General features: G+C 33.5%; 10 protein-coding genes. 2 read left to right on the top strand and 8 right to left on the bottom strand.

All coding sequences use genetic code 11. From position 1 onward, the window contains the following. Positions 1-144: 144 nt before the first annotated feature. Complete coding sequence (locus tag ABWH96_RS06035; RefSeq protein WP_375580586.1) at positions 145-4,479, top strand: NACHT domain-containing protein; 4,335 nt, start codon at positions 145-147, stop codon at positions 4,477-4,479. Positions 4,480-4,932: 453 nt separating this feature from the next. Here ABWH96_RS06035 and ABWH96_RS06030 read toward each other — a convergent pair whose 3' ends face one another. From ABWH96_RS06030 to ABWH96_RS05995, 8 genes are all read right to left on the bottom strand, one after another. Then, the gene (locus ABWH96_RS06030; RefSeq protein ID WP_375580585.1) at positions 4,933-6,267 is read right to left on the bottom strand and encodes a DUF3987 domain-containing protein; all 1,335 of its coding nucleotides are present in this window, start codon (positions 6,265-6,267) and stop codon (positions 4,933-4,935) included. Next, positions 6,251-6,961 (bottom strand): DnaB-like helicase N-terminal domain-containing protein, encoded by a 711-nt coding sequence (locus tag ABWH96_RS06025; protein WP_375580584.1) that lies wholly within the window; start codon positions 6,959-6,961, stop codon positions 6,251-6,253. The genes ABWH96_RS06030 and ABWH96_RS06025 overlap by 17 nt, the downstream gene beginning before the upstream one ends. After that, on the bottom strand, positions 6,958-7,251 hold the full coding sequence (locus ABWH96_RS06020; protein WP_375580583.1) for a helix-turn-helix domain-containing protein: 294 nt from the start codon (positions 7,249-7,251) through the stop codon (positions 6,958-6,960). Before ABWH96_RS06020 ends, ABWH96_RS06025 begins: the two co-directional genes overlap by 4 nt. 153 nt (positions 7,252-7,404) lie before the next feature. Continuing rightward, positions 7,405-8,100 carry a hypothetical protein gene (locus ABWH96_RS06015; RefSeq protein ID WP_375580582.1) on the bottom strand — a complete coding sequence of 232 codons (696 nt, stop codon included), beginning with the start codon at positions 8,098-8,100 and terminating at the stop codon, positions 7,405-7,407. Further along, the gene (locus ABWH96_RS06010; protein ID WP_375580581.1) at positions 8,101-9,216 is read right to left on the bottom strand and encodes a tyrosine-type recombinase/integrase; all 1,116 of its coding nucleotides are present in this window, start codon (positions 9,214-9,216) and stop codon (positions 8,101-8,103) included. Next, positions 9,213-9,566, bottom strand: a complete 354-nt coding sequence (locus tag ABWH96_RS06005; protein WP_375580580.1) for a helix-turn-helix domain-containing protein — start codon at positions 9,564-9,566, stop codon at positions 9,213-9,215. Before ABWH96_RS06005 ends, ABWH96_RS06010 begins: the two co-directional genes overlap by 4 nt. A 231-nt stretch (positions 9,567-9,797) precedes the next feature. Continuing rightward, positions 9,798-11,171, bottom strand: a complete 1,374-nt coding sequence (gene mnmE, locus ABWH96_RS06000; protein WP_375580579.1) for a tRNA uridine-5-carboxymethylaminomethyl(34) synthesis GTPase MnmE — start codon at positions 11,169-11,171, stop codon at positions 9,798-9,800. 197 nt (positions 11,172-11,368) lie between these two features. Then, the gene (locus ABWH96_RS05995) at positions 11,369-12,274 is read right to left on the bottom strand and encodes an aldo/keto reductase family oxidoreductase (RefSeq protein ID WP_375580578.1); all 906 of its coding nucleotides are present in this window, start codon (positions 12,272-12,274) and stop codon (positions 11,369-11,371) included. 98 nt (positions 12,275-12,372) lie between these two features. On the opposite strand from ABWH96_RS05995, the gene ABWH96_RS05990 reads away from it, so the two are divergent. After that, the gene (locus ABWH96_RS05990) at positions 12,373-13,413 is read left to right on the top strand and encodes an AI-2E family transporter (protein WP_375580577.1); all 1,041 of its coding nucleotides are present in this window, start codon (positions 12,373-12,375) and stop codon (positions 13,411-13,413) included. Positions 13,414-13,494: the final 81 nt, after the last annotated feature.

Below are 13,494 nucleotides of genomic sequence, written 5' to 3'. Positions count from 1 at the left end.
GTTTAAGTAGCAAGAAAGAATTATCTCAAAATGAAGCAGCAACCAAAAAGATTTAGAATTTATAAAACACCTATGAGGAAAAGTTAAGACTTTCTAAACCTTCAAAATATTTGAGTAAAGAAAGCGAAAAAATAGTGTAACAGAATGATAGAATTAAAATGGGCAATCTTTCAGGAAAAATTCTCTGGCAAAGAACAAGATGCATTTGAGGCACTTGCTTATGAGCTCTTTTGTCAAGAATATAGCCGACCATTTGGCATTCATTCGTATAAAAACCAAACGGGTATTGAAGCTGATCCTATTAAGGTTGGAGAAGATTATATAGGATTTCAAGCAAAATTCCTTGATGTCAACCCTACAAAAAGGAAATCAAAGTTGATTGAGGCGTTTCAAAGCGCGAAAAAGAAGAACCCTGAATTATCAAAGGTTTTATTCTATATTAATCAGCCTTTTACAGAAAACCGAGACCCCAATCAAAAAAAATCACAAATACAAACCCGAATAGAGGATGAGGCTAAAAAGCTAGACATCAAGCTAGTTTGGAAAGTACCTAGCCAATTGGAGATTCAACTTTCGCAACCAGAAAACCAACGCATATACAATCGTTATTTCACTCGACTTACCTTACCCTCATCAAAAGAGATATTAGAAAAGTTTAAATTATCATCTTGTCACCTTCAAAATATCAATCAATATTTCGAAGGCCTGGCAGATTCTCATATTCCTCGAAAAGAGACAAGACAATTAATGGAATGGATCAAAAACCCCCTTGGTAAGGATGAGAAAGGAATTATACTTTTGGAAGGTAATGCAGGTTATGGCAAGAGTGTTATTACCAGAGATCTCTATGAAGAGCTAAATACTGCAAAAATTCCTGTCTTAGGTATTAAGGCAGACAAATATTATCCCAAAACCAAAAAGGAGCTTCAGGAGCGATTGGATTTTGACCTTCCTATTGAAACACTAGTAGAAACACTTGCTGTAACAAATGATTACGTAATTATATTGATCGACCAACTAGATGCACTCTCACAATCCATGTCTGCGAAGAGAGAATATCTTGATTCATTTCTTTCACTTATCAATAGTCTCGCAACCATTAGTGGCGTAAGAATTATTATATCGGTCAGAACTTATGACCTTAACTACGATGCTGATCTACGCGACATATCTAATCAAAAAAGCATAAAAGTTGGGCTACTTGAGCCACAAGATGTACAGCAGGTTCTGAAGGAGAAGGAAATAGACCAGCAAGAAGTAAATCCTAAACTCTTAGAGTTGATCCGGGTACCTCATCACCTGAACGTATTATGTAAAGTCAGTTCAGGAAACCAAACCTTGCACGGTATTCAAACATTACATGATTTATATAATGAGCTTTGGTATCAAAAAATCACTCAATATACGCATGGTTCATGGTGTAAGGAAGCTGTTTACGAAGTCGCGTCTCAAATGGACAGAACCTCGAGCATCAACCTTTCCAAATTTAAAATTGAAGAAAAGTATTTTAGTTCAATTGAGTACTTAAAAAGTAATGGGCTGCTAGTAGAATCTCAGGCTGAGATTCAATTTTTTCATCAGACATTCTTTGACTATTGCTTCGCAAAACAATTCGTTGAGAGCGGTAAATCCATAGAGAAGTACATATTAAGTAATCATCAAGGGCTATACATAAGAGCAAAGCTTAAGATGGTGATGAGCTTCTTGAGGGATCATGATCTGGAGATATACATAAATATTTTAAAAAGGATTTTGACCAATTCCAAATTCAGATTCCACATAAAAGTCTTACTTATTACTGAATTGGGCTATAGAGAATATCCAAATGATTCTGAAAAGCACTTTGTAAGTCGACAGATTCTAAGTAGTAAAATTTGGAAAGAAATTTTTGTGGAGGCAATAAATACGTCTGCCTGGTTAGGTTTTTTGCATCAAGAAAATGAATTAAAAAAACTAGTTTCTCAACAATCACACAACTATATATTCAAAGACCTAATAGGAAGAGTACTTGGAAAACAACAAAAGCCTTACGAATATAGATTAAATCAGCTTTTTAATCTCTTCAGAAGGCTTCTTCCTGAAAGCAGGCAGCAAATACTTTTGATTATTACTGAATTTCCTGAATTTACAGAAAAGGCCAGATTTGTTTATAGACTATTATATTTTATCAAAAAGTGGGATCACCCCTCAGCTACTCAACTTTTCGAAAAGTATGCTGACGATGAGATTATAAAAGACACCCATGGGTTTTATCATATTCTCAAGGATGCTTCTGAAGACAATCTGCTTTGGACATTAAAAATTTATGGCCAACACCTAAGAAAGAAGATCAAATCACAGAAAACCCACGATTATAAAATTAACTTAGGATACGATGATTGTCAGCTATTTAAGAAGTTATTTGAAAATGATCTTGAGCAAATGTTTGATTTCACACTCAATTTTATAAAGTCAATAAATAACAGAAAACTGTATGATGAAAATGAATTGAAACTACATTTTGACCTACCTTACTCTTTTGCATATCCTGGGTCAAATCATAACGACTTTGAAGAAGTACTTGAGCTTTTAATCGATAAAAGCAAACAGCTACAAATTGAGAACCCTACAAAATACGAAAAGTTTGTTAGTGATCACTTACACGATTATTCATTAACCATTCTTGTAATAATAACCATCGGTTTACAAGAACAACCAAAAAAATATATAGACTTAATTTTTGAATTAATAAAGTCATACTCAGGTAAGGGAGGCTTTGAGATTTCATCCAAAGCAGGGTATTATGTAAGGCAGCTAATTTCAAAATCATATGCACACTTTACAGATGAACAAAGGCTAAAAGTCAATGATCTAGTTCTTGGCATTTTGCCTGAGAAGGATTGCAGAGTCTATATCAATGAAGAAGGAAAGAGATATCATTACCTGCAGTGCTCTGGATGGATTAAATATGAATATCTCTGTGCTATTCCATATGACTTATTGTTTGAGCAGCCATTACTAAGAAAAGTTTATCAAGAACTTGAACGGAAATTTGGAGAATTTAAAGAAGAAAAATCAAAAGATAGTGTTCTTAGAGCAGTTCCTTCACCTCTTTCTTTGTCTGCCTATGAAAACATGAATTTCGAAGAATGGGAAAACTCATTCATTCAATATGATGTAAAGCGATTTCATGGTTATGGCCCTTGGAAAGGATCAAAATTAGAACATTCAAGGGCTTTTGAAAAACAAGTATCAGAAAGACCTCTATATTTTGCAGGATTTATCGAAAAATTGATTGAAGAGGACAAAGTTGATCATAGTTATTTAATCTCAGGACTAGATGGTCTAAAAGCAAGTGAATACGACACAAATGAATTTAAGAGATTATTCAAAAAAGTACTAAATCTTCCCCTTGATAGTTTAAATAATAGGATGCTTCTATCGATAAGTAGTTACCTTATTAATACAAAGAATTGTGATGATGAGGTAATTATTTTTTTATGTAATACGGCACTTAACCATGAAGATCCTACTTCTAACAAAGAAGTAAAAGATTCAATTCAACATGGAATTAATACAGTAAGAGGTGCAGCAGTTAGCAAAATACCTTATTTATTCTCCTATCTTGATTATAAAGATTTAATATTTGATACCGTTGATAAAGTTCTGGACGATTTTAGTGTTGGGGTCAAAGCAACATTAATGCCTCAACTCTACTACCTTATGGACCTTGATAAAGACAGAACACTAAAGGTATTATTGCGAGCGGCAGAGCAAAATGAAATTGAAGTACTGAAATATACACTTAGAAGTGCTCAATGCCTAGCCGAATATTTTTTTGAAGAGCTTGAGCCTTACTTCAAAACTTCCTTGAGTCACGAAGAAATGCATGGGGATTCTGCTGTTATTCTGGCATTACTATGGATTGATGACCAGCAACAATGCTATGGTCTTTTAAATAAATTTTTGAAGAAAAGCGAAGAAGCTCGATCAAAAATGATAGATGTCGCATTTCGTAATCTATTAAACGAAAATTCTATATCGAGAAAGAGAGCTAAAAAGCTATTTCTCAAATTCTTGGATAGCAAGGATGAGAAAGTTATACAGGAGTACTCTACTGCTTTTTTGCACTTAGATGATCAGGGAGAAGATTTCTTTATAAAGATTTATCCTTTACTTGTGAAGTATTCCAAATCTAATGTTGTAAAAAGCTCTCCTCATTACTTTTATGAGTACTTGTTGTCAAATGCAAAGAAGTACCCAAAAGAGTGCATTGATCTTGTTTCTAGGTTTAAAAATTATCATAAGCCCGATATTTCCAAAAGTGGCTACTATGATGATGACCCTGTAAAAATTTTACTTGGAGCCTACAATAGTCTTCGAAGTGTGGGAGAGTCAGATGATTATAAAGAAAAAAGTATGAGAATATTTGATCAGCTATTAAAAGATGATAGATTTAGGCAATCTGCTAACAATGTTACCGACCAAGTAGATTCATAAAATCATATTTTGAAGAATTTTAATCGTTCCTTAGAAAACAAAGCGTCATTGCAGCCAAATTTCAAGTTGGTCATTTTATAATAAAGCAAAATACCATTGTTTTAGCATTTTATTTAAAAGTATATGCTAAATAAAATAAAGAGAAATATTAAAAGAGATTTATTAGGGTCGTGTCACAATGGTAATAATCGAGGCAAGTTTTTGAAAAACAAATAGTTACACTAATTTTTCTGTGACGACCTTAAATTTGCGTCCTGATAATCAATACCTTACAAAGTGTCGATTGTGACACTTTACTATTAGTAGGTAACCTCTTATTTGTCACAAAATAAAAAAGGTAAGTTGAAGTAAATCAGTTGTTTAAAGTTTAAAAAGTCACAAAAAGCTACATAAATAAAGCCCTAAATCACTGTTTTATAGTGACTTAGGGCTTTAAAGTCTATTTGTGACAACTTATGTGTTTTTCAAACCAAATATGGCAGGATACATCTCAGAGTATTTATAAAACTCCCTTCTAGCTCTCTGTCTTCTAGTATCCCCTTTGAGGTGAGAGTAAAGCTTATCCCCTATCTCCTGAAAATTCAATCCCTTATTATGTAAGGTAGCAAGCTGTTTTACAACTGGTGGTGCAAGCTGTTTCTGTCTTGCTGCAATCAAACTCTGCATGGCTGTCCCCTGGTAGTAATCGGCTAACTTAATAGCTTTCATCATTACCTCGGCATCAATCTTGATTTCAGCTTTCACTTCATTAGAAGCATAACCTCTTTCTATTACAGCCAGAATACCAGCAATCCTCAAAGCGTATATTTTCATTTTACCAAATATGCCGGCAGAGTGTTCCAGTTCAAATTGATTTTTAAGGTTATTTTTTTCAATGGTTTTATCTTTAATCCAACTATCATATAGATCAAAAGCATTGGCACTAAGTTGAATTTCTATCGATTCATCGTCTTCTAATTCATTGTATAACCTTTTGATCAGATCTGAATACTCTCTAATTAGTGATTGATCAATCGGGACATCTAATTTTGGAAGAGCAATTTTATTTTGTTCAGGATACGCAAACAAAATTCTGTAGCTAAAACCAGAATAGTCTTTACCCTTATCGTATAATCTATAAAGTAAAGCGGGTTGAATACCTCCATAAATATTAACAAACGGCTTATTTACTTTAAAGATTTTATTTCCGCCTAAAACCTTCCTTAAGGTTCTATTATCCCAAATTTTAATCCAAATCTGTTCATCTCCACCCGTATCATTCTTGCCATAAGAGTTGAGGCCATTTATCCAGATTAAAATCTCATCTGTGTCAAAAAGAATACCTTTAGGGTTCGGTTTTAGTAACTCTTTAATTAAAGTAGGTACACTTCCATCCGAATACATAACCTGTTTAAATTTTGCCCTTTCCCTATCATTTTCATTCATTCTCAATTCTGATTCTTCCCTTTCATTATCCAAATCATTTTGAATTTCATAGAACGGTTGAAACAGTTCATTGGAAGCAATACTTTTCCCTGAGCTTGAAATACCCACCAAACAAGTCCATAAAGAAAGATGCGTTTTTCCTAAGGCTGTTTTTACATACATACTAGAACCAATTGCCGTGCTAAATGCAGTTAATATAGTTGAACCTGTGAAGGAAACTGGAGTATCAAGCTTCTCTTTCATTTCTAAAATTAATTGTTGTATTTCGTCTGGAAACGATTCTATAGGGTATTCATACCTATTTTCCTTTTCAGTGCTTCTTTGATTTCTAAAGTCTCTAAATCTATTATTTGAAGTATTCATCTTTGATTTTCTTTAGTGTTTGATTAAAATTTTCAGGCATTTTTTGGCTGCCTAAAACCATTATGAGAAGTTCAGTCAATTCTTGAATTGCCAAAACTCTATCAGTATCTAGTGGAAGTCCTTTGATCTGTTTTAAATGCGTAATCAAGGATCTTACTTGTGCTAGTTCTTTTATAGCATCTGTAATCTTGTGAACCCTCTTTCTGAACTCTATAAATTTATCGTAGATGTCAAGCTTCTCCTGCAAAGAATATAAGGTCAAGTCATCCAGTAGTTGAATAATATCATTAGCTGGATGCTGGATTTCTTCTAGGATTTCCTCCAGTATTTCCCTTTTTGCAGGATTGTTCTTTATTTCCTCCTTTGTCAATTCAATGAATGAATCCCGAAAATTAAATTCCAGTAGATGCAATGCCATTTCAGCAGGATTATTACTTACCACTGAAGCCAAACAGTTGCATAAATAGGAGCCATACTGCAAATCATACTTCCTTCTCAAATGAGTGGAGAGGGTAATGAGATTAATACTGGATTTAGGATACAATTCCTTACAAGCTTGCCAGATCATCTGATGGTTTGCACCCAAGTTTCTAGTGAAATGCTTTGGCTGTAAAATATCGGTCAAATTGACAAACCTGCCTTCCAGAGCTAATCCAATAAGCTCCATTTCGATTCTTATTCGCTGCTCTATCATTTTCCAGTATTTTTAAGCTCCTCATCAACAATAGCCTCTATTTCCTTTTCAGTAGTAGATCGGTTTTGAAGCATCCAATCTTCCAAATCTTCTTTTTTGAAATAGACTATTTTACCTGACGGCTTATAATAGGGGATTTTATTCCAGTGAGTAAGCTTATACAAATAAGACATGGATAAGCCCATAAATTCCGCTGCCTCACTCATGGTGAGAATACTCTTGTTCTGCTGTTGAGCCTTTTTAAATAATTCTAAAAGCTCAATTTGCTCGTCTTTTAATAAATTTTTCATTTCTTAATGATTTAAATGTTAAACATGAAATCATCAGAAATCAAAAAGCGCTTTTATCTTCCGATGTTGGCAACAAAGGAGAAAAGAAAATTTGAGAAAAGGGATGGAGTAAGGGTAGAGTAATTATCACTGCAAAACACTGACTTTCAGATGCTAAGAGTGTAAATTATTTTTTATATCTTTTAAAAAATATTTAAGATCATTTATGAATTCCTCAATACTATCAATGTTTTTTTCCTTGTATGAGTAACGATTATTCATTAATTGTGACTTGATAATATTACCCTGCGATTCTTTAGAAGCAAAATTATTAGAAAGAACTGATTCTAATAAGTGTAAATCGTCCTCTTCAAATACTTTTGTTCTAACCAATAGCTGATTTAAAAGTGATATTTCTGGTCGACTAAATTTTAATCTGATATTTTTAGACTTATTTATTTTTAGTTTTTCGAAGTGATATCTTGGTTCATTAATTATTAATTCAATGACCTCTTTTACTTCGATAAAAGTATCTAAATTAGAACTTTCAATATATTTTGCACTAATATCTGGTTCTTCATATCGAATTGTTCGGTCAACAGCATCTAACCATTTTAAGGGGTCATCCTGCAAATCAAAGTGGTGTAGAAAGAATCTCAAGATGTATGGTTTGTTAGCTATAAGTAATTTATTTCTTATAGCATCTCTATAAGCTCGCTGACTAAATTCCTTACTTATGGTGAAGTCTGATTTGAGATTTTTTGGTATCTGATCTTTTTTCAAATCCTTTATGGATATATCGCAATCAGATGGTTTAGGATTTTTTTTGATATCTACTATAATTGGTTGATCAAAATTCAAGTAATTCATCTATATCAATTTAAGGTTAATTATGTTTGTTTTTTCTATTGCATCCTCCTTTAATTTATCTACGATTTTAGCGTAAATCATAGTAGTACTAATATTTTTATGTCCCATCAGTTTTTGAAGGGTTGCAATATCTGTCCCCATTGCTAGTTGCATAACAGCAAAAGTATGTCTGGCACAATGGAAGGTAATATGTTTATTAAATCTGGAATCTGGAATCCAACTTTTCAAAACTGCAATCATTTTATGATCTTTTACTTCAGAGAATAATGCTTTATTCTTAAGATGGACGGAATCTAAGATTTTTCTTGCCTGTACTGAAATAGGGAGGTAGTTAGAACCATCAGTTTTCTGTCTATTGAAATAGTATCTATATTTTCCAGATTCTACTTCGTGTACATGTTCCATTTTAAGTGTCTTAATATCGCTATACGGCATGCCCGTAATGCAGCTAAATAGAAACATTGCTTTGATCAAGGGGGATTCGCATTCAGAATCAGCTAACTGTTGCAGTTCATGCGGAACCAAATACGATCTTTCCGTTTCAGGTTCAGGGAAGCCTTTAACAAATCTATTTACGTCCTTTTCGATTAGCTCCTGTTGATAGGCTTCTTTTAATGCAGCCTTAAATTTATTGAAATACGAATTTTTCGTAGAAGCAGATAAAGCCGATTTAACATTGCCTTTTAATGACTTGGCTTTATTGTCAATATAGTTTCTAAAATCATTGGCAAGATTTCTATCTACTTCCGAAATATCAAGATCTTCTTTTCTAAAAGCTTTAAAGTGCTTGATCATACTTTGCCAGTTGGCATAAGTATTTGGGTTATAAATTCTTTTATTAGCTTCCTTCTGCAAGTAATCATAAAATGAAACGAATTCTTGATTACCTAACTTTTCAAATTTCAATTCCCCTTTTAAAAGAGCAAGTTCCATGTCATTCCTTTTCAATTCAGCAATCTCACGTTTTTGCTTATTGATATCCCGTTGCCGTTTGTTTTTGGGATCAGGGTCTAAATAAATGCCTAGACTTTTCTTTCTGCGCTTGCCCTTGTCATAAAAATCCAAAAACAAACTAATCGTCTTACCTTGATTTCTTTCTCTTAAAGTGACTTTCATGATGAAATAAGTTTAAGGATTGAAGTTTTATCAATTATGGTTCTCCTACCGATTTTCCCAGCCAGTATATTTCCAGATTTGATTTGCCTGTAAATAGTCATTCTACTTACGCCTAAATATTTGCAAGCTTCCTGGATACTGATAAAGTCTTTCAGTTTTATATTCTCCATTCTGACATCTAGCTTTTGCTTTTCAACTGGCTTTACTTTAGCTATTTTTTCTTCTCTCTTACGTCTTTTGTACCCTCTCTTTGCACAATTATCACCGCAGAATTTGGTCACCGTTGTTTTGGCGATAAATTCTTCACCGCACTCTTCACAAATTTTAGGTAAACGAATATTAGAGCTCATAATAAGTATCTTGATGTCACTTGATGTATCTCAATGTATCAGTATGTAACATAATTTCGCCACTAATTTACGCTATATTTTTGAAATAAAAAACAGAGACAGAATAGAGACAAAACTAATATCAAAACATCGGAATCCAAAGGAATTAATCAGAAGCTAAAAGAATATAAATTATTGAATTACAGGTATTTATGAAAATATAGGAATACATAAGAATTAAAAAGCAAGCAATTATTTGCCGATACAAAACTTCGAAAAAATATTAGCCAGCAAATCATCCGTAGTAATTTCCCCTGTAATCTCGCCTAAGAATCGCAAAGCATGGCGGATATCCAGCGCAAGAAAGTCTCCTGTGATATTGCTATCCAATCCTCTAAGCACTGCATTTAAGCTGTTTTGGGTTTGCACCAAATTATCATAATGGCGGATGTTGGTCACTACTGTGTCTCCAGTTTTAAAATTATCGAGATTTACCGTTTCAACCAGTTTGCTTTTTAAAGCTTCTAAGCCTTCTTTGTTGATGGCAGAAATGAAAAGTGTGTTTTTATCTTTCTTCATTTCATTATAAAGATCTTGCTGAGCCTCATCGAGCTTATTCCCTACATTTAAAAAAGGAATACCCAAATTTTCTAGCATATTAATATCTCTATTGACCTCTGTTAAGGTATCATTTTTCAAATCGAACATGTAGATAATCAAAGAGGCTTGCTTCATTTTATCCTTAGTGCGTTGCACGCCAATTGCCTCTACTTTATCTTCCGTATCACGCAAACCAGCGGTATCTATAAAGCGGAAAACCACGCCTTCCAAATTGATTTCATCTTCTATGAAATCTCGAGTGGTTCCGGCTATATCCGAAACTATGGCTTTTTCTTCATTGAGAAGGGCATTAAGTAAAGTGGATTTCCCAGTATTGGGTTTCCCAGCAATCACGGTTGGGACTCCGTTTTTAATCACATTTCCCAAATCAAAACTGCTGACTAAGGCGGTAATCACACTTAGCAATTGGTTGACCAACTTTTTCAAATCATCTCGATCGGCAAATTCTACATCTTCTTCCCCAAAATCCAATTCCAGTTCGATCATGCTGGCAAAATGAATCAACTCAGCTCTTAGGTTTTTGATTTGTTCCGAGAAGCCACCACGCATTTGATTCAATGCTGCTTTATGAGATGCTTCTGTATCTGCATTAATTAAATCAGCTACAGCTTCAGCTTGTGCCAAATCAAATTGACCATTTAAAAAAGCTCTTTGGGTGAATTCACCTGCTTTTGCTAAGCGAACTCCTTTAGCTAAAAATAATTTAATCAGTCTTTGAACGATATACGGTGAACCGTGACAAGAAATCTCCACTACATTTTCTTTGGTGAAGGAATGAGGCGCAATAAACAATGTGGCCACTACTTCATCTATAATTTCTCCCTCATCATTACGGATTGTACCAAAATGAGCCGTATGACTTTTTTGTTCTAAAAGATTTTTCCCTTTAAAAACACTATTTGTTATTTGAATGGCATCATCTCCTGAAAGACGAATGACAGCAATGGCCCCAACCCCAGGAGCAGTAGATAATGCAATAATGGTTTCCTTTAAATGATCTAACATTTTGCAAATTTCAATAATTCTAAGGGATTAAAAAACGGATATTTAGATTATACTTAATAGTCAATAAAAGCTGTCAGATATTTAATCTATTTGCAAATCAGATAAATTTTATATTTTAATCAAAGATTAAAATCATTAGATTCCCACCTTCGTGGGAATGACGCACGGAAAAAATCAAGTGCATTGAGATATGTTTACTAAGGTAATTCTTCCCCTTTTGCTGCTGAATATAAGGCATACCAATCTTCTTTTTCCATGCTTTTGGATTCCACTTCTAGTGCTTCCTCTAATCTTTTTGTTTTGGAAGTTCCTAATACTGGAACAATTCCTGATGGATGTTTTTTAAGGAAAAGTAACATTAATTGTGCAGTGTCCAGCTCGTATTTCTCACATAACTTTTTAAGAATTTTGTTTAGTTCTTGATCCAATTTTGAATTCCCTTTATGCATAAAATGGCCTCCACCGAGAGGAGACCAAGCAGTTGGTCTGATATTTTTCATTAATAACTGGTCTAAACTACCGTCTTCAAATGGGTCCAAATGACTTAAGGAAGCTTCAATCTGATTCGTTACCAAAGGAAAAACTGAATTTATCATTTCAAATTGAGAAGTAGAAAAATTAGACACTCCAAAATATTTCACTTTACCATCATCCTTTAATTTTTCAAAAGCTTCTGCAATTTCATTGGGATTCATCAAGAAATCAGGCCGATGTAGCAAGATAACATCTATATAGTCCGTTTGAAGATTTCTTAATGAGTTGTCTACCGATTGAATAATATGCTTTTCACTGCTATCGTATGATTTTATTTTATTTTCAGGGCGATTTTCTGCTGGCATTTTTATTCCACATTTAGTAGTGATTTGCATTTCATCTCTCAAATGTGGTTTTTCTTTTAGCACATATCCGAAATCAGCTTCTGTTGTATAATCTCCGTAAATATCAGCATGGTCAAAATCTCGCAATCCGAGCTCCAGAGATCTCTCAACAAAGTCAATCCATTGATTAGTATTGAAGTTTTCTCCCCATTTCCCCAATCGCATAGTCCCTACTAAATAGGATGAAAATTTTATGTCGTTTTTAGATAAGCTTGTTTGTCTCATTGCATATTTAAAATAAGATTAAAATTTACACAAATATTTCAACATCGCATATCCAAAATTAAACTTCTTCGTTAGCTTGCACATAGATTCAATGTAAAATGAAATTAAACGAACATTCAACCACCAATAAGCTTTTATTAGTATTAGTGATACCTGTTATCTTTTATAGTTTACAGTTATTGTCTTTTATTTTCATTCCTTTAATGTTTGCAATCTTTATTGCATTGCTTTTCACTCCCATGATGCGATGGATGAAAAAAAGGAAGGTGCCTCAATTTATTGCTCTGGGAACAGTCATCCTTATTTTAGCTTTAACAGGATTCTCCGCTATCAAAATTGTTCAGTTATCAGGCAAACAAATTGAAGAAGGTAAATCTGAAATATTCAAAAAATTAGATAATAAAGTAGAAGAAGTGGTTACTCCTTTTGCTGAAACATTAGGTTTAAATCAAACAAATGGAGAAAGTACTATTAAAGGATTATTAAAAAGTGAAAAAATTGAGAGTTTTATTTTAGATAATTTCACCATTACCATTTCCTTTATACAAAGCACAGTAGTCAACATCTTGATGACGCTCTTCTTTTTAATGTTATTATTAGCGGGTTCACTCAATTTTAAAGATATTTTACAGAGCACCTTGTTTACGGGTGGAACACAATCGGTGAAGACCTTTATGAAAGTGGAGCGTAGCGTATCAGATTTCTTAAAAGTAAAAATATTTGTCAGCTTTCTAACTGGGGTAGCTTTTGGAATTATTGCATGGTCGTTAGGGATTAGCTTTCCACTATTTTGGGGATTAATGGCATTTGTGATCAATTTTGTGCAAATGGTGGGCTCTGTTATTTCAACCGTTTTAGTGATGCTTTTTGCTTTCATCGAAATAGAAAGTCCGGGTACTTTACTTTTAGCCGCCATTCTTTTTACAGGTGCTCAGGTTTTATTTGGTGCAGTATTGGAACCCATTTTCATGGGGAAATCATTTTCTATCAACATTATAGTAGTATTAGTGATGTTGATGTTTTGGGGTTTCATCTGGGGAGTTCCTGGTTTGATTTTATCAATTCCACTTACTGTACTTTTCAAAACAATTCTGAATGAATTTCCGGGAGGTAAAAAGTTTGCTCAATTGATGTCTTGACCATGAAATTACTTTAAAATTGAAGCAGTTACTATTGCATTCCAATTTAAATGCCGCTATAATCTAAGTCAAAAATAGAAT

This window comes from Marivirga tractuosa, assembly GCF_042140215.1.
GTDB classification, from domain to species: Bacteria; Bacteroidota; Bacteroidia; order Cytophagales; family Cyclobacteriaceae; genus Marivirga; species Marivirga tractuosa_A.
This window is presented reverse-complemented; position numbering and strand designations above follow the sequence as displayed.

Bases quoted from the DNA above. Each gene is read 5' to 3' on its own strand.
- ABWH96_RS06035 (WP_375580586.1), top strand. From the start codon at position 145: ATGATAGAATTAAAATGGGCAATCTTTCAGGAAAAATTCTCTGGCAAA.
- ABWH96_RS06030 (WP_375580585.1), bottom strand. From the start codon at position 6,267: ATGAATACTTCAAATAATAGATTTAGAGACTTTAGAAATCAAAGAAGC.
- ABWH96_RS06025 (WP_375580584.1), bottom strand. From the start codon at position 6,961: ATGATAGAGCAGCGAATAAGAATCGAAATGGAGCTTATTGGATTAGCT.
- ABWH96_RS06020 (WP_375580583.1), bottom strand. From the start codon at position 7,251: ATGAAAAATTTATTAAAAGACGAGCAAATTGAGCTTTTAGAATTATTT.
- ABWH96_RS06015 (WP_375580582.1), bottom strand. From the start codon at position 8,100: ATGAATTACTTGAATTTTGATCAACCAATTATAGTAGATATCAAAAAA.
- ABWH96_RS06010 (WP_375580581.1), bottom strand. From the start codon at position 9,216: ATGAAAGTCACTTTAAGAGAAAGAAATCAAGGTAAGACGATTAGTTTG.
- ABWH96_RS06005 (WP_375580580.1), bottom strand. From the start codon at position 9,566: ATGAGCTCTAATATTCGTTTACCTAAAATTTGTGAAGAGTGCGGTGAA.
- mnmE (WP_375580579.1), bottom strand. From the start codon at position 11,171: ATGTTAGATCATTTAAAGGAAACCATTATTGCATTATCTACTGCTCCT.
- ABWH96_RS05995 (WP_375580578.1), bottom strand. From the start codon at position 12,274: ATGAGACAAACAAGCTTATCTAAAAACGACATAAAATTTTCATCCTAT.
- ABWH96_RS05990 (WP_375580577.1), top strand. From the start codon at position 12,373: ATGAAATTAAACGAACATTCAACCACCAATAAGCTTTTATTAGTATTA.